Genomic DNA, 23027 nt, shown 5'->3' on the forward strand with positions numbered 1-23027 from the left:
CGCCCGCTCCGCGTCCTGGTGATCGAGAAGGCGGCTCACGCCGCGACATTCGACCAGAGGGGGAGCATGTACCCGCAGCCTTCGGAAGCCCGCGACAGCCACCGCAGCCGCCGCGCGGTCCTCGGCCTCGGGGCGGCCGTGGCCGTCACCGCCGTCACCGCAGTCACCGCCGTGACCGGCGCGTCGGCACGCGCGGCGACGGCCGACCGGCCCGCCGACGAGACCGGGATCCATCCGGCCCTCGCCGCCCTGGAACAGGAGCACTCCGCCCGCCTCGGCGTCTACGGCCGCAACCTGGTCACCGGCCGGACCGTCCGGTACCGCGCGGACGAGCTCTTCCCGATCTGCTCGGTCTTCAAGACCGTCGCGGTCGCCGCCGTCCTGCGGGACCTCGACCGGGACGGCGAGTTCCTCGCGAAGCGCATCCGGTACACCGAAGCCGACGTCGTACGGTCCGGCGGCGGAGACGTCACGAGCAAGGCCGAGAACGTGGCGAACGGCCTGACCGTCGCCGAGCTCTGCTCCGCCGCCATCGTGGTCAGCGACAACACCGCGGCCAACCTGCTGCTCCGCGAACTCGGCGGACCGACCGCCGTCACCCGCTTCGCCCGCTCGATCGGCGACCGCGTCACCCGCCTGGACCGCTGGGAGCCCGAGCTCAACTCCGCCGAGCCCGACCGGCGCACCGACACCACCACCCCGCACGCCATCGCCGACACCTACGGCGACCTCGCCCTCGGCAACGCCCTGCCGCCCGCCAAGCGGGACCTGATCGCCGGCTGGCTGCGGGCCAACACCACCAGCGCCCACCGCTTCCGCGAGGGCCTCCCGGCGGACTGGGCGCTCGCCGACAAGACCGGTACCGGCAGCTACGGCAGCACCAACGACGTCGGCATCGCCTGGACCCCGGCCGGCGCCCCCGTCCTGCTCGCCGTGCTGACCACCAAGCCGGCCGACCAGGCCGCGCCGATGGACGAGCTCCTGGTCTCCCGGACGGCCACGCTGCTCGCGGGAGCCCTCGGGTAGCACCCGGCCCCGGGTCGGCGCGGTCGTCCCGGCGATGCCTCTCGTCCCAGCCACCCCACCCGTGCGCCCCTGTCCCGCCGGGCACAGACTGGTGGTGGATCGATGCTGCCCCGCGACGCTGGGAGAGGCATGCTGCTGGGACTCACCACCGCGCTGGTCGCGACCGTCTGCTTCGGTTTCGGGGCGGTCTTCCAGGCGCGCGGGGCCCGGTCGGCCCCGCGCGCCGACCGGGTCCGGGCGGGCCTGCTGGCCGCGCTGGTGCGCTCCTGGCAGTTCATCGCCGGCACGCTGCTGGACATCGTCGGCTTCGCGCTGAGCATCGTCGCGCTGCGCACCCTCCCGCTGTTCCTGGTGCAGGCCGTCACCAATTCCAGCCTGGCCGTCACCGCCCTGGCCGCCGTCTGGCTGCTGGGCGCGCGGCTGCGCCGGGGCGACCTCGCGGGCATCCTCGCCGTGGTCGTCGGACTGACCCTGCTGGCGCTCGGCTCCGGGCGGCCCGGCCGCGACCACGCCGGGCCCGCCTTCCACTGGGCGCTGCTCGCCACCACCGCCGTCATCCTGCTCGCCACCCTGGTCCTGGTGCGCCGGGCCGGCAACGCGGCGGCGGCCGGCCTGGGCCTGCTGGCCGGGGCCGGCTTCGGCGTGACCAGCCTGGCCGTGCGGGTCCTGGACGTCTCCGGGCCGGTCGCCGTCCTCACCGACCCCGCGGCCTACGCCCTCGCCGTCGGCGGCCTCGGCGGCTACCTCGCCTACGCCCTGGCCCTGCAACGTGGCACGGTGACGGCCGCGACCGCCGCCGGAACGGTGACCGAGACCTTCGGCCCGGCGCTGGTCGGGGTGGCGGTGCTCGGCGACGCCGCCCGCCCCGGCTTCGAGTGGTGCGCGCTGACGGGCTTCGCGGTGGCCGTGGGCGGTACCTTCGCCCTCTCCCGCTTCGGCGAGCTGGAGGGCGAGCCCGCCGAACCGTCGGCCCCGCACCGGGACGCCGAGTCGGAGCCCGCCGTGCCGCCCCGGTAGCCCGGGCGGCTCCGCCATGCGAAGGTGACTTGCCGGACAAAACGGACGGCGACGACGGTCACAGAGCGGCAGGTGCCCGATGGCGGAGGAGCCCCACCCCCGACCCCGACGGTCGGACCCCGAGCACGCCACGGACTCCGAGGCCCCGAAGGGCCGAACCGACCGCCCCGTCGCACTGGTCACCGGCGCCTCCTCCGGGATCGGCCTCGCCACCGCCACCCGCCTGGCCGACGCCGGCTGGCACACCCTGCTCTCCGGCACCGACCGCGCCCGCCTCGACGAACTCGCCGACCGCACCGGCGGCCGCGCCCTGCCCGAGGACCTGAGCAAACCGGACGGCCCGGCCCGCCTCGCCGAGGCCGCCCTGGCCGACGCCGGCCGGGTGGACGCCCTGATCGCCAGCGCCGGCCTGGGATGGCGCGGCCCGTACGCGCAGACGCCCTCCGACACCCTGGACCGGATGATCGAGGTCAACCTCGCCGCCCCGCTGCGCCTGGTCCGCCTGCTGCTGCCCGGCATGCTGGAGCGCCGGCGCGGCCGGATCGTGCTGATCGGCTCGATGGCCGGCCAGGTCGGCGTGTGCGACGAGTCGGGCTACGCGGCCACCAAGGGCGGGCTGGCGATGTTCGCGGAGAGCCTCTGGTACGAGCTGCGCGGCACCGGGGTGGGCGTGCGGCTCGTACTCCCGGGGGCGGTGGACACCCCCTTCTTCGACCGGCGCGGCACCCCGTACCAGCGCGAGCGGCCGCGCCCGGTCTCGGCGGAGCGGGTCGCGGACACCGTGGTCGCCACCATCGCCACCGAGCGTGACCGCCTCTACGTCCCCCAGTGGCTCGGCTTCCCGGCCCGCATCCACGGCGTGGCGCCGGGCGTGTTCCGCCGGATGGCCTCGCGCTTCGGGTGAGCGCCACCGTCGTGCGCCACGCGGGTTCCGCCGCCGCCGCCGCGCTCGCCGCCGCCGCGGCCGTCGAGTTCCTGCACCTCGCCCCGGCCGCCGTCCGGCTGCCGCCGCTGCGCCGCAGCCTGGCCCGCCGCACCGCCGGCCACGGCACCGCGCCGGGCCACATCGCGCTGACCTTCGACGACGGCCCCGATCCGCGCAGCACCCCGTACGTCCTCGACGCGCTGGACGAACTCGGCGCCCGCGCCACCTTCTTCCTGCTCGGCGCGATGCTGGAGCGCGCTCCAGGGCTCGGCCGTGAACTGGTGCTGCGCGGCCACGAGGTGGCCGTCCACGGTTGGCACCACCGGCCGCAGTGGTACCCGGCCCCCGCCCGCGACCTGCGCGAACTGCGCCACGCCGATGAGGCCGTGACGGAGCTCTGCGGTGCCCGCCCGCAGTGGTACCGCCCGCCGTACGGCATCCTGACCGCGGGCCCGGCCCTGGCCGCCCGCCGCCTCGGCCTGCGCAGCGTGCTGTGGACCGCCTGGGGCCGGGACTGGGAGGCGCGGGCCACCGGCGAGTCCGTCTACGCGACCGCCCGTCCCGGCCTCACCGGCGGCGCCACCCTCCTCCTGCACGACTCCGACTGCACCTCCGCCCCCGACTCCTGGCGTGCCACCCTCGCCGCCCTCCCGCTGATCGCCGCCCACTGCCGGGCCCACCGGCTCACCCTCGGACCGCTGCGCGACCACCGGGTGCCCCCGCCCGTCGGCCCGCGCTGACCCGGCCCGGGGCCCGCTACCCCAGCCCCATCCGCCGCAGCGCCGCCCCGAACCCCTCCTGCCAGGCCGCCGGTGTCGCGCCGGCGGACGGCGGGGGCTCGGGCCGGCCGAGCGCGGCCAGGGCGTTGCGGACCACCTCGGCGGGGTGGGCGGTGGCGACATCGGCGTGGCCGAGCTCCAACTCGTGCTGGAGGTTGTCGCGCCCGTGCCCCTGCACCACGTCGAGCAGGAGCAGCCGCCGGCCCAGCGCCCGGGCCTCGCTACAGGTGTCGCCCGAGCTGGTGACCACCAGATCGGCGGCGGACATCAGGGCGGGGACGCGGTCGGTGTAGCCGAAGGGGTGCAGCCGGGGCTCCCGGCGTGCGGCGGCCCGCAGCCGGCGTTCGAGTTCGCGGTTGCGCCCGGCCACCGCGAGCACGTGCGGCCCGGCGGCGGCCAGCGCGGCAGCGGTGCGGGCGAGCGGGCCGAGCCCCCAGGAACCCGACATCAGCAGCACGCACCTGGCGTCGGCCGGCACGCCCAGCTCCGCGCGGGCCGCCGCCCGGGTCGGCGGCCGGTAGAAGGGCCGGCGCAGCGGCGCGGGCACGACGGCGACGTCGGCGTCCGGCCGGTAGCGCCGCACCGCGCACGCGGCCACCTCCGAGGTGACCAGGAACAGGCCCGTCCCCTCCTGCACCCAGAGCCGGTGCGGCGTCACGTCGGTGCAGAACACGAAGTGCCGGAACCGCCGCTCCGGCGCCTGCCGCAGCAGCCGGTTGACCGCGGAGGTCGCGGTGGCGAACACCGAGACGACCAGCTGCGGCCGCTGCGCCTCGACCAGCGCCCGCAACGCCGGGACCAGCCGGGTGCGGGCCGCCGCGTCGGCGAGCAGCGCGATCCGGGCGCCGGGGCGCAGCGCGGAGAAGTGGAAGGCGTCGTACACCCCGGGCAGGTCGAGCAGGCGGCGGAACACCGCCTCCCCGGCCGGGCCGGAGCGCTGCCCGAGCAGGGCCATGGCGTCGACGGTGTCGGTGCTCCAGCCGCGCTCCCGCAGGGTGTCCGCGCAGGCCTGCGCCATCACGTCGTGGCCCTGCCCGAGCGAGCCGGAGACCAGCAGGGCGTGCGGCATCGGGCGGCCCCGTCAGGTGCCCGCGGCCGAGCCGACGGCGGCCCGGTACCAGTCGGCGTACTGCCGCACGCCGTCCGTGAAGTTGGTCCGCGGTGACCAGCCCAGCAGCCGCTTGGCCTGCGCCGAGGAGATCCGCCGCCCCGCGTAGTCGGCCTTGCGCCCGTCGATGTGCTCGATGGTGACGGGGCCCAGCAGCCCGTCCACGGTGTCGGCGATGTCCCGCACCGTGACGGCCGTCGAGCCCTCCAGCGCGAAGGTCTGGTCCTCGGCGGCGGGGGACAGGGCCCGGACGTGGGCGTCGGCGAGGTCCTCGACGTAGACGAAGTTGCGGCTCTGCCGGCCGTCCCCGGCGATCGTGATCGGCCGCCCGGCCAGCGCGGCCTGGACGAACCGGGCGACGACCAGCTCGTCGCGCATCCGGGGGCCGTACGGGATGCCGTAGCGCAGGATGGTGAAGTGCTGCCCGTAGAGCTCGCGGTAGCTGTGCACCAGCATCTCGGCGGCGAGCTTGGTGGCCACGTACAGATGGCCGCTGCGCTCCAGCTCGATCGGCACGTGCTCGTCCAGCTCCTGCTCACCGCCGTCGAGTTGCCCGTCGGAGAGGGCGGCGCCGTAGACCCAGACGGTGCTCGCCAGCACGGTCCGGCTCAGGCCGCTGCGCCGGGCGGCCTCCAGGACGGCCTCGGTACCGTCGATGTTGGTCCGCACCGCGCGGACCGGGTCGGCGGACACCTGCTCGACATCGGCCAGCGCGGCGAGGTGGTAGACCACCTCGCTGCCGGCCAGCGCCGCGGTCAGGGCCTTGAGGTCGAGGACGTCGAGCCGCACGTGCTCGGCGTCCGGGTTGAGGTACTTGTCGGTGGTGTCCACGGCGAGGACGTCGTGGCCGGCCGCGATCAGGTGGTCCACGACGTGTGAGCCGATGAACCCGCAGCCCCCGGTGACGGCTATCCGCACGGTCTTGCTCCCTTCGCTCCGGTCACCCGGCCAGTCGCCGGTGCACCGCGCAGACGGCGTCGACGACCTGCTCCGTCTCGTCCTCGGTCATGTCGGAGTGCACCGGCAGGCAGACCTGCCGCGCGCAGACGTCCTCGGCCACCGGCAGCGGCCCGCGCCGGTAGGGGGCGAGCACCGGCTGGAGGTGCAGCGGCAGGTCGTACACCTCGCCGGACAGCCGCACCCCGTGCTCTTCGGCCACCGCCCGCTTGAACTCCGCGCGGTCCACCCCGGCGGGCAGCAGCGCCACGTACTTGTAGTAGTTGCCGCGGCAGCCGGGCGGCTCCGGCACCGGGTCGAGGCCGTCCAGGCCGGACAGCGCCGCGTCGTAGCGGCGGGCGACGGCCCGGCGGGTCTCGATGAACTCCTTCAGCCGGCGCAGGTGCACCGTACCGATCGCGGCGTGCGGCTCGCTCATCCGCCAGGAGTAGCCGAGCTTGACGTGGTGGTTGGTGGTGAAGGAGCCCTTGCCCTGGTCGCGGTAGACCCGGGCCTCGTCGCGCAGCTCCGGCGACTCGGTGAGGATCATCCCGCCCTCGCCGCTGGTGGTGACCTTGGTCGGGTAGAAGGAGAAGGCCCCGGCCAGGCCGAAGGTCCCGGCGGCGCGTCCGCCGAAGCTGCTGCCGTGGGCGTGCGCGGCGTCCTCGACCAGCGGGATGCCGCGTCGGTCGCACAGGTCGCGCAGGGCGCCGGCCTGCGGGCCGACCAGCCCGCCGATGTGCACCAGGACGACGGCGGCGGTGTCCGGGGTGAGTGCGGCCGCCACGGTCTCGGGGGAGAGCGCGAGGGTGGCCGGGTCGACATCGGCGAACACCGGGCGCCCGCCCGCGTGCAGCACCGCGCCGGCGGTCGCGTAGAAGGTGACGGCGGGGACGACCACGTCGCGGCCCCGGACGTCGATGCTCCGCAGGATCACCTCCAGCGCCGCCGTGCCGCTGCTCACCGCGACGGCGTGCGAGGCGCCGTGCTCGGCGGCGAAGGCCTGCTCGAAGCGTTCGGTCCACGGACCGAGGGTGAGCGAGCCGGTGGCGAGCATCTCGGTCACCGCTTCGGCGACCTCCGCGCGGTCGCTCTCGTCGAACACGATGCGGGCGGCTGGAACGCCCATGGGGCACCTCCGGCGGCGGGCTGCGCAAACAGCACCGATCGGGTCGGATCCTCCCGAACCGCACGGTAAGCGGACGGGTCAGGAGGATCACGCTACTTCGCCCACCGGGCCGCGGCCCGCCGTCGAAGCGGGCACGAGTGCTCGAATCTGCTTCCGCCGCAGGTCGGAGCGCTGCTGCCGGTGTGGGGCGTGCGCTCCTCCGTACGGGGGAGGGCCCTACTGCGTCCGTAGTACGCCAACGGCCTGCGCAGAGACGACGACGGATGAGGGGTCGGCGATCAAGGATTGGCCATGCTGCGGCGGACCGCGTCCATCCGGACGTCCGGCCCGCCGTGGCGCTGTCCCGTTCCGAGAACCGCATCCGAAGGAGTCCGCTCTCCCGTGGCCACGTTCCTCTACCGTCTGGGCCGATGGGCCTTCGTCCGGCGCCGGCTGGTGACCTTCCTCTGGGTCGCCGTGCTGGCCGCGGTCGGGGCCCTCGCGGCCAAGGCGCCCGCCGCTCCCGACGACGGCTTCGCGATGCCCGGCACGGAAGCGCAGAAGGCCTTCGACCTGATGAACGAGCGCTTCCCCGGCGGCCACGCCGACGGGGCCGCGGCGCGCATCGTGTTCGTCGCCCCCTCCGGCCAGAAGATCACCGCCACGGCCAACCAGCAGGCGGTCGAGCGGACGGTCGACGAGGTCGCCCACTCCGAGCAGGTCACCGGCGCGGTGAACCCGTTCAAGATGCAGGGCGCCGTCTCCCAGGACGGCACCACCGCGTACGCGACGGTCAACTACTCCGCCAAGCCGGGCGAGGTCTCCAAGGGCGCCACCGACGCCCTGGAGCAGGCCGTCCAGCACGGCCGGGACGCCGGGCTCAAGGTCGAGATCGGCGGCACCGCGCTGATGGCCAAGCCCGAGGCGGGCGGCAGCAGCGAGGCGATCGGCATGGCGCTGTCCGCCGTCGTCCTGGTGATCACCTTCGGCTCGCTGCTCGCGGCCGGTCTGCCGCTGCTCACCGCGGTCGTCGGCGTCGGCCTCGGCATGGCGCTGATCACGGCGCTCGGCAGCACGCTCGGGCTCTCCGCCACCACCGGCACGCTCGCGATGATGCTCGGCCTCGCGGTCGGCATCGACTACGCGGTGTTCATCGTCTCCCGCTACCGCGCCGAGCTCGCCGAGGGCCGCACGCCCCAGGAGGCGGCCGGCCGGGCGGTCGGCACCGCCGGGTCCGCGGTGGTCTTCGCCGGCCTCACCGTGGTGATCGCGCTCGCCGGCCTGTCCGTGGTCGGCATCCCGATCCTGGCCAAGATGGGCATGGCCGCCGCCGGGACGGTCGTCATCGCCGTACTGGTCGCGCTCACCCTGGTCCCCGCGCTGCTCGGCTTCCTGGGCCGCAAGGTGCTGCCGCGCAAGGTCCGCAAGGCCCGCGGCACGGCGGCCCCGGCCGAGAAGGAGAACGGCGGCGCCCGCTGGGCCCGCTTCATCCTGCGCCGCCCGCTCGCGGTGCTGCTCGGCGGCGTGATCGCCCTCGGCGCGCTCGCCGCCCCGGCGCTCGACCTGCGGCTCGGCCTGCCGGGTGACGAGTCCAAGCCCACCTCGACCACCCAGCGCCGCGCCTACGACCTGCTCTCCGAGGGCTTCGGTCCGGGCTTCAACGGCCCGCTGATGGTCATGGTCGACGTCAAGGGCGTCGCCGACCCGAAGGCCGCCGCCGCCGAGGTCGAGAAGAAGGTCTCCGGGGTGCCCGGGGTCGTCGCGGTGACGCCGCCGATGTTCAACAAGGAGGGCGACACCGCCATCCTCAACGCCGTCCCGGCCTCCGGTCCGAGCGACGCCGAGACCAAGAAGATCGTGCAGGCCATCCGCGGCGACGCGGCCGGCCTGAAGACGGCCACCGGGGCGACGGTCCTGGTCAGCGGCACCACCGCGATGAACATCGACGTCTCGCAGAAGATGTCGGACGCGCTGCTGCCCTACCTCGCCGTGGTCGTCGGCCTCGCCGTCATCCTGCTGATGGTGGTCTTCCGCTCCGTCCTCGTCCCGCTGAAGGCGGCGCTCGGCTTCCTGCTCTCGGTGGTCGCCGCGCTCGGCGCCGTGGTCGCCGTCTTCCAGTGGGGCTGGCTGGCCGATCTGATCGGTGTGGAGCAGACCGGCCCGGTGATGAGCATGATGCCGATCTTCATGATCGGTGTGGTCTTCGGCCTCGCCATGGACTACGAGGTGTTCCTGGTCACCCGGATCCGCGAGGGCTTCGTCCACGGTGAGTCCCCCGACGAGGCGATCGTCACCGGCTTCCGGCACAACGCCCGTGTGGTCACCGCCGCGGCCTTCATCATGATCGCCGTCTTCGCCGGCTTCATCGGGATGAGCGAGCCGATGATCAAGATGATGGGCCTGGGCCTCGCCGCCGCCGTCGCCTTCGACGCCTTCATCGTCCGGATGACCGTCGTCCCGGCCGTCCTCGCCCTGCTGGGCCGCCGCGCCTGGTGGCTGCCGGGCTGGCTCGACCGGCTGATACCGGACGTGGACGTCGAGGGCAGCAAGCTGGAGGTTTCCGCCCCCGAGCCGGCCCCGGCCAAGGAGTCGGTCACCGTCTAGGCCGCCGGTACCACCCCACCCCGCCCGGCCCGGCACCACGCTGGGCCAGGTACGGCACCGGCTGACTCGGACACCGGTTCGAGCCCCAACCGTTACCGTTGCTTCGGGGGCCGCCGCACGTGCGGCGGCCCCCGAGCACACCCCCACCGCCCCCACGAGGCCGGCCCGGTACGAACCGGCGCCGCCCGAGGAGGGCGCGCGACCAGGCCCCCCGACCCGGAGAGCACCAGCATGAGCGACACCTGGCAGCGCCTGCGCCGCGACCATCCGCGGATGCTCGACGCCGCCGGAGGCGTGGCCCTGATCACGATCACCGCCCTCGGCGCCACCACCGACCAGACCGCCGGGAAGTTCGTCAAGGCCGACCCGACGACCTGCGTCCTCGCGCTCGTCGCGGCCCTCGCCGTGTTCTTCCACCGCCGCTGGCCGCGCGCCGTGGTCGCCTTCACGCTGCTCTGCACCATGCTGCTCGCCTGGACCAGCCCCCGGCTCACCCCGATGCTGGCCGCCCCGCTGCTGCTCTCGCTCTACTTCCTCGCCGTCCGCACCGACCGCGCCACCGCCTTCCGCGCCTCGGTCGCCACCGCCATGCTGCTCACCGGGATCTCCCTGCTGCTCGGCCCCAGCGGCCCGCTCGGCGAACGGATCAGCGTCCTGGCCTGGGCCCTGCTGCCCGGCGCCCTCGGCGACTCCATCCGCAACCGCCGCGCACACCTCGCGTCCATCGAGGAACGCGCCGAACGCGCCGAGCGCACCCGCGAGGAGGAGGCCCGCCGCCGGGTCGCCGACGAGCGGATCCGGATCGCCCGCGACCTGCACGACGTGGTGGCCCACCACATAGCCCTCGCCAACGCCCAGGCCGGCATCGCCGTCCACCTCATGGACCGCCACCCCGACAAGGCCCGCGAGGTGCTCAGCCACATCACCGACGCCACCGGCTCGGCCCTCCAGGAACTGCGCGCCACCGTCGGTCTGCTGCGCCGGGCCGAGGAGCCCGCCCCGCTCGAACCCGCCCCCGGCCTCGACCGGCTGCCCGAGCTGATCAACACCTTCGAGCGGGCAGGCCTGCCGATCCGGCTCACCGTCGAGGGCGAGGCCCGCCCGCTGTCGCCCGGCGTGGACCTCACCGCCTTCCGGATCGTCCAGGAGTCGCTGACCAACGTGGCCAAGCACGCCCACGGCGCCGACGCCGACGTCACCCTCGCCTTCACCGGCAGCCGGGTCGTCGTCAGCGTCGCCAACGGCCGACCGACCGTGCCCGGCCGCCCCCGCGCCGTCCTCCGCCCCCCGCACCCCCCGAGCGAGAGCGGCTTCGGCCTGATCGGCATGCGCGAGCGGGCCGGGGCGGTCGGCGGCCGGCTCAACGCCGACCGGCGCCCCGGCGGCGGCTTCCTGGTCACCGCCGAACTGCCGCTGCGCACCGGCGCCCGCGACGACGGCCCCTCGGCCGCCGCGGCCCTCACCGCCGCCGAAGTGGCCCGGGCCGCCCGCACCGCCCGCACCGCCCACCCGACACCAGCCGAAGGACAGGACGACCGCGCCGCCCGACCGGACCGCGGCGTTCGAGAAGACAGGGACCACGCATGACCATCCGGGTACTGCTCGCCGACGACCAGGCCCTGCTGCGCGGCGCCTTCCGCATGCTGATCGAGGCCGAGGACGACATGGAGGTGGTCGGCGAGGCCGCCGACGGCCGGGAGGCCGTCGAGCTCGCCCGGGCCACCAAGCCCGACGTCGTGCTGATGGACATCCGGATGCCCGGCACCGACGGCCTCGGCGCCACCGCCGAGATCTGCGGGGACGAGGAGCTCTCCGGCACCCGGGTGCTCATCCTCACCACCTTCGAGATCGACGAGTACGTGGCCCAGGCGCTGCGCGCGGGCGCCGGCGGCTTCCTCGGCAAGGGCGCCGACCCGAACGAACTGCTCGCCGCCGTCCGCACCGTCGCGGCGGGCGAGCCGCTGCTCTCGCCCGCCGCCACCCGCGCCGTGATCGACCAGCTGCTGGCCCATCCCGAGCCGGCGTCCGCCGCCCCCACGAACGAACGGCTGTCGGTCCTCACCGCCCGTGAGCGGGAGGTGATGTCGATGGCCGCGACCGGCCTCACCAACGAGGAGATCGCCGAGCGGATGTTCGTCAGCCCCTTCACCGTCCGCACCCACGTGCATCGGGCGATGTCCAAGCTGGACGCCCGCGACCGCGCCCAACTCGTCGCCATCGCCTACCAGACCGGCCTGGTCCCACCCGGCCGCCCGGTCTGAGCGGCCCAGTCTGAGCGGCCCGGTCCGAGCTGTCCGGTCCCGGCCCTCCGGGACGTCCCTGTCCTCGGGCGAGGAACGCCCCCGCAGGCTCGCCGCGCGGCCCCGCCGCCCGCGGCGCAGGATGGGAGACCGGGGCAGCGGAACAGCCGGGGACGGGAGGTCGGGCGGTGGGAATCGCAATGGCAGACATCCGCGAGTGGCGCGGACACCCCGTGGTCGACGAGAAGGGCCACCGCATCGGCTCGCTGGAGTCCGTCTACGTGGAGACGGCCAGCGACGAGCCGTTTTTCGCCACCGTCACGGTCGGTTTCGCCGGTCGGCGCCGCCTGGCGTTCGTCCCGCTGGACGGAGCGCTGGCCGGGCCGGACTACCTCCGGGTGGCGTACCCGCGCAGCCAGGTGAAGCAGGCCCCGGCGATCGGCACCGACGACGTGCTGCCCGCCGAGGACGAACCCGCCGTGTTCGCGTACTACGAACTCCCGTACACGACCGGGGCGGGCGGGGAGCGCCGGCTGGCCCGCCGCTGAGCCGCACCGGGCAGGTGGCGAAGAGCACGGCTTTCGCCACCCGGGAATGAATACCCCGCCGGGTACACTTGTCCATCGACAGTCGATGTGAAAGGCGGCCCGACATGCAGGTGGACGAGGAAGCGGTCGGCGCGGTCCTGAACCGACTGCGTCGCGCTCAGGGCCAGTTGGCCGGAGTGATCGCGATGATCGAGGCGGGCCGGGACTGCAAGGACGTGGTCACCCAGCTCGCGGCCGTCTCGCGCGCCCTCGACCGGGCGGGGTTCAAGATCGTCGCGAGCGGCATGCGCCAGTGCATGGCCGGCGCCGAGGAGGGTGCCGCGCCGATGAGCGAGGCCGAGCTGGAGAAGCTCTTCCTCGCCCTGGCCTGATCGGCGGAACTCCCCTCGGGGTCAAGGTCCGAGGAGGGCCGCGGTGGTCCGTCCGCCGCGGCCCTCCTCGCGCGTCCGCCGGGGCGCCGGTGGGGCGCCCGACACCGCCGCGCCCAACGACTTCGCGGGCACCGCGCGGACCGTCTGGGTCAGGCCCGGCAAACAGGCCGACCTGGCCTGGCCGCTGGACCGGGAGGGCCGCTACGACGTCATCGTGACCGCCCACACCGGCCGGCGCTTCACCCAGCGCTACGCGGGCCACTGAGCTTGTGGTCAAGGGGTCGGGGGCGCCGATCCGGTGACCCCCGGCCGTGGCTCGGCCGCCGTGCCGAACCCCGCCGTTACCGTCGGGCGCATGCAGAAAATCAGCACCTTCCTCTGGTTCGACGACCGGGCCGAAGAGGCCGCGGCCTTCTACACCACGCTGTTCCCGGACTCCCGGATCACCAGGATCACCCGCTACGGCGACACCGGCCCCGGCCCGGCCGGCTCGGTGATGACCGTCGACTTCGAGCTCGCGGGCCGGGAGTACGTGGCCCTCAACGGCGGCCCCGCGTTCCACTTCACCGAGGCGGTCTCGCTCCAGGTGGAGTGCGACGACCAGCGGGAGGTCGACGAGCTCTGGGCCAAGCTCACCGCCGACGGCGGGCAGGAAGCCCCGTGCGGCTGGCTCAAGGACCGCTTCGGCCTCTCCTGGCAGATCACCCCGAAGGTGCTGCTGGACCTGGTCTCCGGCGAGGACCGGGCCAAGGCGGAGCGGGTCTTCGCGGCCATGCTGCGGATGCACAAGATCGAGATCCAGCCGCTGCTCGACGCGGCCGCGGGGTGAGGCCGTGACCGCCCTCACCCACCGCGGCATCACCTACCTGCGGGCCACCCCCGAGCGGGTCTGGCACGCGCTCACCAACGCCGACGAGTCCGGCATCTACTGGGGCCACCGCAACGTCTCCACCTGGCTGCCCGGCGCGCCCTGGGAGCACCAGCGGGCCGACGGCTCCGGCATCGCCGACGTCATCGGCAGCGTCGAGGCGGCCGACCGCCCGCACCGGCTGGTCACCACCTGGACCGGGCCGCAGGAGCAGCGCTCCGGCTGGCCCTCCCGGGTCACCTTCGAGATCCAGGGCTGGCAGGACCTCACCCGGCTGACCGTCATCCACGAGAACCTCGGCGACGAGGCCGCGCGGGCGGACGCCGAACAGGGCTGGTCGGCGGTGCTCGCCAACCTCAAGACCTACCTGGAGACCGGCCATCCGCTGCCCCAGCAGCCATGGCTGATGCCCTGACGTCCCGACGCTCTGACGTCCCGACGCCCTGATGCGCCGATGTCGTGACGCGCCGGCGCCCTGACCGCGGCCCCGGTACGGCGGATCGCCGCCCGGCCTACGCCGCCGGGCGGCGCTCCGCCGTACCGGCCGCCCGGCCGTCGCGGGCCCGCTCGCCGCGCACCAGACGGCGCAACCAGGCGTAGCGGGAGAACCGCTCCCGGTTCGCCACCGAGGCCCGGTCCAGCTCCTCCATCAGCCGCCGGCTGCGGTGCTCCAGGTCCATCTCGTCCAGGATGCGGTCCACCTCGGCCAGTATCGATCCGTGCAGCTGCCAGGCTTCCGGGTGCTCCTGGACCCTGCGCAGCAGCACCTGGGCGACGTTCTCCCGGCAGGTCCAGGCCGCCGCCAGCTCGGCGGTCAGCCGTTCCTCCGCCTCCTCGGCGTTGCGGCTCACCTGGGTGGTCACCAGCACCGCGTAGCTCACCATCGCGCCGCCCACGTGCGCCAGCAGCTCCTCCAGCGCCACCGCGACGTCCGGTGGGAAGAGCTCCTCGTCCGGCCCGCGCCGCTTGGCCAGGTCGGTCAGCGAGCGGGCCAGCACCCGGATCACCACGACGCAGATCTCCAGGGTGTCCAGCCCGGTGCGCAGCACCAGCCGGGACAGCAGCCCCTCGCTGATCCGCGGGTTGAACCGCAGGCTGTCCTCGGCCTGGCGCAGCGCCGCGTCCACGTCGGCGATGGCCTGGTCCAGCCGGCGGGCTTCGTGCAGCCGCTCGGCGGCCCGGGCCACCGGGGTGGGGCGGCCCAGCTGCTCGGAGAGGTCGAGCAGCAGCTGGCGGCCCCGCCGGGCGAGGTCCTCGATGGACTCCCCGGCGGTGTCCACCCAGACCGGCGCCGCGAACACCAGGTTGAACAGCAGGCCGACGGCGGCTCCGATGAGCGTCTCCAACACCCGGTCCCAGGCCTGCGAGGCCAGCTTGGTGACGCCCAGGATCAGCATCGCGCTGATCGCGACCTCCTGGACGAACTCCTCGACCCGGACGAACCGGCCGACGACCAGCGAGGCCAGGATGATCAGCCCGAGGCTCCACCAGGACAGCCCGACCACGGCGCTGAACCCGATCGCGATCAGCACTCCGACCACCACCGAGTTGACCCGGCGGACGCTGGTCTTGAGCGTCGAGTAGACGGTGACCTGGACGACCAGCAGCGCGGTCAGCGGCGCCGTCAGCGGGGCGGGCTCGCTACTGAGCCGGGTCGCCACCGCGTAGGCGATGGTGGCCGCGACGGTGGCCCTTACGGTCTGGACCACGAAGGGGTCTCGGGCGCCGCGTCGGACCAGGTCCGCGAGTGTCTCCGGGAGAAGGGCCATGACGCCCTTCTTTCCCCGAAGCGGTGCTTCACACCGGTCCCGGGGCCGCGCGGCACCCGTACGACCGCATCGCGCCCGGCCGGCCGGGGCCGGGCGGGTCCGTCAGTTGTCGCGGTTGAAGCGCAGCTTCCAGGGGGCCAGCGCGGACTCGACCTGGACGCCCATGCTCATCTTGGAGGCGCCCTCGATCCGCTCCTCGAAGCGGATCGGCACCTCGCGGATCGTCATGCCCTGCTTGACGACCCGGTAGTTCATCTCGACCTGGAACGAGTAGCCGTTGCTCTGGACGGTCGGCAGGTCGATGGCGCGCAGGGTGCTCGCGCGCCAGGCCTTGAACCCGGCGGTGGCGTCCCTCACCCCGAGGCTGAGGATCGTGTTTACGTAGAAGTTCGCCCAGGCGGAGAGCGCCTTGCGGTGCCAGGGCCACTCCGCGGCGGTCGAGCCGCCGGGGACGTAGCGGGAGCCGAGCACCACGGCGGTGCCTTCGGTGAGCAGGGTGTCGACCATCGCGGGTATCGCCGAGGCCGGGTGGGAGAGGTCGGCGTCCATCTGGACCACGATGTCGGCGCCGTCGTCCAGGGCCTTGGCCATGCCGGCCAGGTAGGCGCGGCCGAGGCCGTCCTTCTCGGTGCGGTGCAGCACGCTCACGGTGCCGTCGGACTCCGCGGCGAGCTTGTCGGCGATCTCGCCGGTGCCGTCGGGGGAGTTGTCGTCGACCACCAGCAGGTGCAGGTTGGGCACCGCGAGCTCCGCGAGCAGGCCCGCGAGCACCGGGAGGTTCTCCCGCTCGTTGTACGTGGGGACGACCACAACGACCTTGGGGGAGGCCTCGACCATGTTCTGTTTCCCTCGTGCCCTCGCCGGCGGCACGCTGCCGTACCGGTCGGATTTCCTGATGACCTGCGCTGGTTGGACCGTGTGAGTGTATCCGGGGCTCGGACGGCTTCCTCCCCCGGCCGGGAGACGGACGTCCGTTCGACCACGATGCGGTACGGCGACCGGCCGCGGACACCCGGAACGGCGGCCCCGGAAAACGCTTGTGACGCCCCGTCGCACCATCCGGCTTCGGCCCGGCGGAGACCTCCAGCCGGCTCGCTACGCCGTGCCGTAGACCGTGGCCAGGTTGTCCTGGGCCGGGTGGGCGCGGCCGGCCGGGCCGGCCGCGAAGGCGCGCAGGACGTTCTCGGTGACCTGGCGGACCAGGTCCCCGGCGTGCGAGTCGATGCCGTGGTCGGCCCTGCCGCCGCCGGGCCCGCGGGCCTCCAGCGCCTCGACCCAGCGCATCGTCCCGGTGGCGAACACCCCGGCACCGCTCGGCACGGTGTGGTAGGCGGTGTCGGAGTGGGAGTGCCGGCCGTCGCACACCACGGGGGAGTGGGCGATCACCTCGATCGGGTGCGGGGTGGGGAAGCCGGTGTTCACCCGGTCGTACTCCACCCCGACCAGGTGCGGGAAGGACGCTCCCGCCGCGACGCCCGTCCCCTCGAAGGCCCAGTGGCCGGGCGAGGTGACCACGTACGGGGCGTCCACCGGATAGCCGTCGTAGATGACGCCGAGCATCCAGCTCTCCGGGTCGGCGCCCGGCTCGGCCCGGAAGTCGGTGGTCGCCGGGGCGCCCGCCCGGTGGCCCGGGTCCTGCGCCCAGGCGTCCTTGTAGCAGACCACCGTGCGGTCCGGCCCCAGGTCGGTGGGCTCGAACCGGACCCGGCGGTAGCAGCAGTTCGCGCCCAGGAACGCCAGATTGGTCCCGGCGTCCCGGGCCGCCACCACGTGGGCGCGCTGCTCGGGCGACCAGTACTCGTCGTGTCCGAGCGACAGGACGGCGCTCGCCCCGGCCAGCAGGCCGGGCTCGCGGGCCACGTCGATGCCGGTGGTGTAGGCGAGCGGCAGGCCGAGCCGCTCGGCGAGCGCCACCAGCGGTGCCTCGTAGACCAGGAACAGGCCGGCGCCGTTGTCGTAGTCGTACGGCCGGTCGAAGACGACCTCCAGCGAGCGGGTGGCCAGGCCGCCGGTCGGGCCGTTGTACAGGCTGTAGCCGCCCCACTCGTTGTAGGCCTGCCAGGTCGCCGGGGCGCTCATCACCACGGTCTTCCCGGCGGTGTTCGCGGAGCGGACGGTGAGCGGAACGTAGCGCCGGCCGGAGCCGTCCTCGGCGTCCAGTCGCAGCAGGTAGGCGCCCTCGGGCCAGCCGGCCGTGTCCACCGCGAGGGTGCGCTGCCAGCCGGTCAGCACGGTGCGGGTCGTCGGGTCCACGTGCGGCGCGGCCTGCTTGGTGCCGGGCACGTGCTCGCGGCGCCAGACCAGCCGGGCGCGGGCGCCGTCGTACCAGCCCATCCGGTACGCGGAGACGGTGAACGCGGCGGCCGGGGTGGAGACGTGCAGGCCGAAGGTCTCCCCGGGCAGCACGCTGACCCGGTCGGCGAACCCCTCGATGGCGCCGTCCGGGCCGGGGTCGGTGATCTCCCAGTCGGGGTCGCCGCGCAGGGACTGCTCGCTCTTCGGGCCGCTGTGCCCGTCGGCGGTCCGGCCACCCGGCGCGGCTCCGGAGTCGGCGGCTCCGGCCGGCGCGGCGTCGGAGGAAGGGCCGGACGCCGGGTCGGACGGGTGTGCGGCCGGGGCCGGGTCGGGGCGGCGGGGGCCGCAGGAGGTGACGGCCGCCGCCATCAGGCCCAGGCCCAGAATCCTCCGCCGGCTCGGCTCCGCCACCGCGACCTCCCTGTTCTCCGGCCGGTTCGCGGCCTGTCCCTGGTCCTGCCCGTGTGCATGGGTGCGTCGACCCGACCGGTGGCGCGCCGTGGTGCGCCGCTCCGGCGTGTCGGTGCGCGCGCACATCCTCGCGCGTTTCGCGAGGCCTGTGCAGAGCGCCGCGCCGGGCCGCGGGCGCCGCCGGGTGTCGACGGGCACCGGCGGGTGCGGCCCGGCGCGGGGGAGGGCCGTACGGGCGCACCCCGGGCGTGTCGGCCCGCGCGGTGCCCGGCCCCGGCGGACCGGTCCCCTAGCCTGACCAGGCCCGCCGTCCGGCGGCCACCGGGGGGCCGGAGCGGTGCCTGCCCGGCCGAGTCGTGGACAGGGGTGCACGTGGTTTCGTCGGGTTCGGCCGAAGCGGGGTCGGCGTCCTCCCCCCGGCGCGAGCGGTTCCGGGCCTGGCTGCTGGAAGGCCTGTCCGACATGGCCAAGCAGCACCCCGGCCCGCACGCCGAGGCGCCGGCCGAGAAGGGCCAGCGCTGGTGGCGGGTGATGTGCCTGACCGGCCTGGACTACTTCTCCACGCTCGGCTACCAGCCCGGCATCGCCGCACTCGCCGCCGGCCTGGTCTCGCCGCTGGCGACCATCGTGCTGGTGGTCGTCACCCTGCTCGGCGCGCTGCCCGTCTACCGCAGGGTCGCCCAGGAGAGCCCGCACGGCCAGGGCTCGATCGCGATGCTGGAACGGCTGCTGTCGTTCTGGAAGGGCAAGCTCTTCGTACTGACCCTGCTGGGCTTCGCGGCCACCGACTTCATGATCACCATCACCCTGTCCGCCGCCGACGCCAGCGCCCATCTGGTGGAGAACCCGCACCTGCACAGCGCCCTGACCGGCAAGCAGATCACACTGACCATGATCATGGTCGCGCTGCTCGGCGCCGTCTTCCTCAAGGGCTTCAGCGAGGCGATCGGCCTGGCCGTGGTGCTGGTCGCGGTCTACCTCTCGCTGAACGTGGTGGTGGTGGCCAACGGGCTGTGGCACGTGCTCCGGGCCCCGCACGTGTTCAGCGACTGGACCGACGCGCTGACCGTGGAGCACGGCAACGTGATCGCGATGATCGGCGTCGCGCTGATCGTCTTCCCGAAACTGGCGCTAGGCCTGTCCGGCTTCGAGACCGGCGTGGCCGTGATGCCGCACATCGAAGGCGACCCGGACGACACCGAGGAGAAGCCCACCGGCCGCATCCGCGGCGCCCGCAAACTGCTGACCACCGCCGCCGTGATCATGAGCGTCTTCCTGATCACCACCAGCTTCATCACCACGCTGCTCATCCCGGCCGACCAGTTCAAGGCCGGCGGCCAGGCCAACGGCCGGGCGCTCGCCTACCTCGCCCACCAGTACCTGGGCAGCACCTTCGGCAGCGTCTACGACCTCTCCACCATCGCCATCCTCTGGTTCGCCGGGGCCTCGGCGATGGCCGGGCTGCTCAACCTGATGCCGCGCTACCTTCCCCGCTACGGCATGGCCCCGCACTGGGCGCGGGCCGTGCGGCCGACCGTCATCGTGCTCACCCTGATCGCGTTCCTGGTCACCTGGGTCTTCGACGCCAACGTGGACGCCCAGGGCGGCGCCTACGCGACCGGCGTGCTGGTGCTGATCAGCTCCGCCGCCATCGCCGTCACCATCGCCGCCCACCGGGCCGGGCAGCGCCACTGGCGAGTGGGCTTCGCGGTGATCTCCGCGGTGTTCCTCTACACCACGGCGGTGAACATCGACGAGCGGCCGGACGGCGTCAAGATCGGCGCCTGCTTCATCGCGGGCATCATGCTGGTCTCCTTCCTCTCCCGGCTCAAGCGCGCCTTCGAGCTGCGTGTCACCGACGTGGTGCTCGACGGCGTCGCGGAGCGGTTCGTCCGGGACTACACGCACCGGCCGCTCCGGCTGATCGCCAACGAGCCGAACAACCGGGACCTCGCCGAGTACCGCGAGAAGATCCACCAGATCCGGCGGGACAACGACATCCCGATCGAGGACGACCTGGTCTTCGTCGAGGTCACCGTGCTCGACCCGTCCGACTTCGAGGCCGAACTGACCGTGCGCGGCGAGGTGCTGCACGACCGCTACCGGGTGCTGGCGCTCCAGAGCTCCAGCGTGCCCAACGCGCTGGCCGCGCTGCTGCTCCAGGTGCGCGACCTCACCGGGCAGCAGCCGCACATCTACTTCGAATGGACCGAGGGCAACCCGTTCGCCCAGTTCCTGCGGTTCTTCCTGTTCGGGCAGGGCGAGATCGCGCCCGTCACCCGCGAGGTGCTGCGCGAGGCCGAGCCGGACCGGTCACGGCGACCGGCCGTGCACGTGGGCTGAAGCCGGCCCGGGCCGTCGCTGGTGTCGCGGCTCCGTCAGCGGGTCCGATGGGACTTGGCCCAGGCGGGGGCGACGAAACCGATCAGGGCGACGGCGAAGCCGAGTTGCAGGATGTGGCGGATCCAGTCGATGCCCGAGGTGTGCCGGACGCCGATCCAGCCGGAGACGGCGTTGCCGAGCCATGCCCCGGCGGCGCCGAGCAGCATGGTCATCCACCAGGGGATCGACTGCGGTCCGCGCAGGATCAGCTTGGCGATCACGCCGAGCACGAAGCCGATGAGCAGAATCCACAGGAGCTGGAACATCGGAGTCCACCTTCCGGGCGCCCGTCCGGGCCGACAGCCCGGTGCGCCGACTCGTCGAAGACGCGGTTCGTCCCATGATCACCCGGATCGGTCGAACGGGCACGTCGACGGGTGACCGCGCAGGTCGGCGACGTCCGGCCGGCCCGGTGCGTCAGTCGGCGTCGGCGCGGCGTGCGACCAGGGCGGCCAGGCCGTCCAGGATGCGCTCCAGACCGAACTCCAGCGCCTGGTCCCGGCCGCCGGGGTCGGCCATGGCGGCGGCGACGGCGGGGAAGCGGTCGGCGTGCTCCTGGATCACCGTGCCGAGGGCGGCGAGGAGTTCGGCCTCGGGGTTGCCGGCCGGGCCGGTATGCCGGGACTGCGCGGCGATCCCGCGTACGTGCCCGGTGAGCAGGACGGCGGCGTCCATCCGCTCGGGGCCGGTCAGCCCGTGGCCGTCGAGTGCCGCCACCACCCGCTCCAGCCAGGCGAGTTCCTTCGGGCCGAGCACCCGCGGGCCGACGGTGGCGTCCAGCAGCCACGGGTGGCGGGCGAAGGAATCGGCCAAGTGGTGGGCCCAGGCGGTGAGTTGCCCCCGCCAGCCGACGCCCTCGGGCGCCGTCGGCGGCTCGCCGACGGCCGACTCGACCATCAGGGCGACGAGTTCGGCCTTGCCCGGGACGTAGCGGTAGAGCGACATCTTGGTGAAGTCGAGCAGCCCGGCCACCTTCTGCATGGAGACCGCGCCCAGCCCCTCCGCGTCGGCGATCTCGACCCCGGCCGCGGCGATCCGCTCCAGGCTGAGGGCCGGCTTCGGTCCCCGGGTCGGCTTGGCCGGCGGGCCCCACAGCAGCCGCACCGTGTCGTTCGCCGCCTCGGCCATCATCCGCTCCCGTCCTGAGGGGTCCTGTCCTGGGGCTCCTGTCCGGGGCTTCCCGGTGGGTGCCTGCGCTCCGGATCGGCCTTCTGCCAGGGGGCTTGCACGCCGATCCAACTGTGTCTACCGTACACAGCAATAAACGGTGTCCGCCAGACACAGTTTCTTGCCTCGGACGGAGTGGTTTCCATGAGCACCAAGGTCCTGATCTCGGGCGCGAGCATCGCCGGCCCCGCGCTGGCCCACTGGCTGGGCCGGTACGGCTTCGAGGTGACCGTGGTCGAGCTGGCCCCCGCGCTGCGCGACGGCGGCCAGGACGTCGACTTCCGCGGCCGCACCCACCTGACCGTGCTGGAGCGGATGGGTGTCCTGGACGAGCTGCGCGCGCTCGGCACCGGCGGCAGCCCGATGACCTTCGTCGGCCCCGACGGGCGCCGGCTGCTGCACCTGCCCGCCGAGTTCGCGGGCGGCGACCTGGAAGTCCCGCGCGGCGAGCTGGCCCAGTTGCTCCACCGGCACAGCAGCACCCGCGCCGAGTACGTCTTCGGCGACTCGGTCACGGCGCTGGAGGAGACCCCGAGCGGGGTCCGGGTCGCCTTCCGGCACGCGGCGCCGCGCGAGTTCGACCTGGTGATCGGCGCCGACGGGCTGCACTCCACCGTCCGCCGGCTCGCCTTCGGCCCCGAGCGGCGCTACGTCCGCCACCTCGGCTACTACGCGGCCACCTGGCAGCTGCCGAACGACCTCGGGCTACCGGTCGGCGCGGTGGGCCTGAACGTCCCCGGCCGGCTGATGTCCGTCGGCGCCGCCCACCGCGACCCGAGCCGGGCCGGCGCGTTCTGCCTCTTCGCCTCGCCGGAACTGCGCTACGACCGCCACGACCCGGCGCGGCAGCGGGCCCTGGTCCGGGCCGCCTTCGAGGGCCTCGGCTGGCGGGTGCCGCAGCTGCTGGACAGCCTGGACGCCGCTCCCGAGCTGTACTTCGACTCGATCAGCCGCGCCGACGTGCCCGCCTGGTCGACCGGCCGGATCGCCCTGATCGGCGACGCCGCCTTCGGCGCGACCATCGGCGGCATGGGCACCGGGACGGCGGTGGTGGCCGCCTACGTCCTGGCGGGCGAGCTGGCCCGGGCGCGCGGCGACCACCGGACCGCGTTCGACCGCTACGAGAAGCTGCTGCGCGGCTACGCGCGGGGCTGCCAGAAGGGCGGAGACCGGACCGGGCCGTTCCTCGCCCCGCGCACCGGGACGGGGCTGCGGTTGCGCAAAAGGCTGCTCAACCGGCGGTGGGCGCTGGACCGGATGCTGGAGCTCGGCAAGCAGGTCAGCAGCGTCGAACTGCCGGACTACGAGTCCGACCTGATCCGCGCGTAGGAGGCTCGGTCGCATGGGTCTTGGACGCATGGGTCTCGGCCGTATGGGTCTCGGCCGTATGGGGCTTGGGCGTAGGGGGCTTGTTCGGGGCGGAGGCCCAAGGTCCCACCCGTTCGGCCCCTTGGCCCCTGGCCATTTGCGCCG

22 protein-coding genes are annotated in these 23027 nt (G+C 74.1%); 14 read left to right on the forward strand and 8 right to left on the reverse strand.

Translation table 11 applies throughout. The features are described 5' to 3' along the window. The first annotated feature begins 66 nt into the window (after nucleotides 1-66). The 4 genes from bla to QWJ13_RS19180 all read left to right on the forward strand — a co-directional run bounded on the left by bla (nucleotide 67) and on the right by QWJ13_RS19180 (nucleotide 3708). Nucleotides 67-1026, forward strand: coding sequence for a class A beta-lactamase (bla, locus tag QWJ13_RS19165; protein ID WP_316525877.1), 960 nt, complete (start codon nucleotides 67-69; stop codon nucleotides 1024-1026). A gap of 129 nt (nucleotides 1027-1155) precedes the next feature. Continuing rightward, nucleotides 1156-2043, forward strand: coding sequence for a DMT family transporter (locus QWJ13_RS19170; RefSeq protein ID WP_316525878.1), 888 nt, complete (start codon nucleotides 1156-1158; stop codon nucleotides 2041-2043). 79 nt (nucleotides 2044-2122) lie between these two features. Beyond that, nucleotides 2123-2947, forward strand: a complete 825-nt coding sequence (locus tag QWJ13_RS19175) for an SDR family NAD(P)-dependent oxidoreductase (RefSeq protein WP_316525879.1) — start codon at nucleotides 2123-2125, stop codon at nucleotides 2945-2947. Beyond that, on the forward strand, nucleotides 2944-3708 hold the full coding sequence (locus QWJ13_RS19180; protein WP_316525880.1) for a polysaccharide deacetylase family protein: 765 nt from the start codon (nucleotides 2944-2946) through the stop codon (nucleotides 3706-3708). Before QWJ13_RS19175 ends, QWJ13_RS19180 begins: the two co-directional genes overlap by 4 nt. A 16-nt stretch (nucleotides 3709-3724) precedes the next feature. Here the strand turns inward: QWJ13_RS19180 and QWJ13_RS19185 are convergent, their stop codons facing one another. Genes QWJ13_RS19185 through QWJ13_RS19195 form a run of 3 tightly spaced genes read right to left on the reverse strand, consistent with a single transcriptional unit; the run spans nucleotide 3725 to nucleotide 6920 of the window. Next, a complete protein-coding gene (locus QWJ13_RS19185; protein WP_316525881.1) occupies nucleotides 3725-4816 on the reverse strand; it encodes a glycosyltransferase family protein in 1092 nt (363 codons plus the stop codon). 12 nt (nucleotides 4817-4828) lie between these two features. Then, a complete protein-coding gene (locus QWJ13_RS19190; RefSeq protein ID WP_316525882.1) occupies nucleotides 4829-5773 on the reverse strand; it encodes an NAD-dependent epimerase/dehydratase family protein in 945 nt (314 codons plus the stop codon). A gap of 22 nt (nucleotides 5774-5795) precedes the next feature. Then, complete coding sequence (locus QWJ13_RS19195) at nucleotides 5796-6920, reverse strand: DegT/DnrJ/EryC1/StrS family aminotransferase (protein ID WP_316525883.1); 1125 nt, start codon at nucleotides 6918-6920, stop codon at nucleotides 5796-5798. A 381-nt stretch (nucleotides 6921-7301) separates the two neighbouring features. On the opposite strand from QWJ13_RS19195, the gene QWJ13_RS19200 reads away from it, so the two are divergent. From QWJ13_RS19200 to QWJ13_RS19235, 8 genes are all read left to right on the forward strand, one after another. Then, nucleotides 7302-9503, forward strand: coding sequence for an MMPL family transporter (locus tag QWJ13_RS19200; protein WP_316525884.1), 2202 nt, complete (start codon nucleotides 7302-7304; stop codon nucleotides 9501-9503). Between the two features lie 231 nt (nucleotides 9504-9734). Further along, nucleotides 9735-11090 (forward strand): sensor histidine kinase, encoded by a 1356-nt coding sequence (locus tag QWJ13_RS19205; RefSeq protein WP_316525886.1) that lies wholly within the window; start codon nucleotides 9735-9737, stop codon nucleotides 11088-11090. After that, entirely contained in the window at nucleotides 11087-11764 is a 678-nt protein-coding gene (locus QWJ13_RS19210) for a response regulator transcription factor (protein WP_316525888.1), read from the forward strand. Before QWJ13_RS19205 ends, QWJ13_RS19210 begins: the two co-directional genes overlap by 4 nt. 179 nt (nucleotides 11765-11943) lie before the next feature. Further along, nucleotides 11944-12291, forward strand: a complete 348-nt coding sequence (locus QWJ13_RS19215) for a PRC-barrel domain-containing protein (protein WP_316525889.1) — start codon at nucleotides 11944-11946, stop codon at nucleotides 12289-12291. A gap of 104 nt (nucleotides 12292-12395) precedes the next feature. Beyond that, a complete protein-coding gene (locus QWJ13_RS19220) occupies nucleotides 12396-12662 on the forward strand; it encodes a metal-sensitive transcriptional regulator (RefSeq protein WP_316525891.1) in 267 nt (88 codons plus the stop codon). 43 nt (nucleotides 12663-12705) lie between these two features. Beyond that, nucleotides 12706-12927 (forward strand): phospholipase domain-containing protein, encoded by a 222-nt coding sequence (locus tag QWJ13_RS19225; RefSeq protein ID WP_316525892.1) that lies wholly within the window; start codon nucleotides 12706-12708, stop codon nucleotides 12925-12927. A gap of 90 nt (nucleotides 12928-13017) precedes the next feature. After that, a complete protein-coding gene (locus QWJ13_RS19230) occupies nucleotides 13018-13491 on the forward strand; it encodes a VOC family protein (RefSeq protein WP_316525893.1) in 474 nt (157 codons plus the stop codon). A gap of 4 nt (nucleotides 13492-13495) precedes the next feature. After that, on the forward strand, nucleotides 13496-13945 hold the full coding sequence (locus QWJ13_RS19235; protein ID WP_316525895.1) for an SRPBCC domain-containing protein: 450 nt from the start codon (nucleotides 13496-13498) through the stop codon (nucleotides 13943-13945). Nucleotides 13946-14042: 97 nt separating this feature from the next. Here the strand turns inward: QWJ13_RS19235 and QWJ13_RS19240 are convergent, their stop codons facing one another. From QWJ13_RS19240 to QWJ13_RS19250, 3 genes are all read right to left on the reverse strand, one after another. Continuing rightward, the gene (locus QWJ13_RS19240) at nucleotides 14043-15299 is read right to left on the reverse strand and encodes an FUSC family protein (protein WP_316525896.1); all 1257 of its coding nucleotides are present in this window, start codon (nucleotides 15297-15299) and stop codon (nucleotides 14043-14045) included. Between the two features lie 102 nt (nucleotides 15300-15401). Beyond that, the gene (locus QWJ13_RS19245; protein ID WP_316525897.1) at nucleotides 15402-16136 is read right to left on the reverse strand and encodes a polyprenol monophosphomannose synthase; all 735 of its coding nucleotides are present in this window, start codon (nucleotides 16134-16136) and stop codon (nucleotides 15402-15404) included. 258 nt (nucleotides 16137-16394) lie between these two features. Further along, nucleotides 16395-18005, reverse strand: a complete 1611-nt coding sequence (locus QWJ13_RS19250; RefSeq protein ID WP_432277551.1) for a N,N-dimethylformamidase beta subunit family domain-containing protein — start codon at nucleotides 18003-18005, stop codon at nucleotides 16395-16397. A 462-nt stretch (nucleotides 18006-18467) separates the two neighbouring features. Between QWJ13_RS19250 and QWJ13_RS19255 the strand changes: the two genes are divergently transcribed. Then, entirely contained in the window at nucleotides 18468-20348 is a 1881-nt protein-coding gene (locus QWJ13_RS19255; RefSeq protein ID WP_316525898.1) for an APC family permease, read from the forward strand. Between the two features lie 35 nt (nucleotides 20349-20383). On the opposite strand, the gene QWJ13_RS19260 is transcribed toward QWJ13_RS19255, so the two are convergent. Both QWJ13_RS19260 and QWJ13_RS19265 read right to left on the reverse strand, forming a co-directional pair. Then, nucleotides 20384-20653 (reverse strand): GlsB/YeaQ/YmgE family stress response membrane protein, encoded by a 270-nt coding sequence (locus tag QWJ13_RS19260; protein WP_316525899.1) that lies wholly within the window; start codon nucleotides 20651-20653, stop codon nucleotides 20384-20386. A gap of 151 nt (nucleotides 20654-20804) precedes the next feature. Then, on the reverse strand, nucleotides 20805-21518 hold the full coding sequence (locus tag QWJ13_RS19265; protein WP_316525900.1) for a TetR/AcrR family transcriptional regulator: 714 nt from the start codon (nucleotides 21516-21518) through the stop codon (nucleotides 20805-20807). Nucleotides 21519-21698: 180 nt separating this feature from the next. On the opposite strand from QWJ13_RS19265, the gene QWJ13_RS19270 reads away from it, so the two are divergent. Further along, entirely contained in the window at nucleotides 21699-22883 is a 1185-nt protein-coding gene (locus tag QWJ13_RS19270) for an FAD-dependent monooxygenase (RefSeq protein WP_316525901.1), read from the forward strand. Nucleotides 22884-23027: the final 144 nt, after the last annotated feature.

This window comes from Kitasatospora brasiliensis (genome assembly GCF_032654805.1).
Lineage (GTDB): Bacteria > Actinomycetota > Actinomycetes > Streptomycetales > Streptomycetaceae > Kitasatospora > Kitasatospora brasiliensis.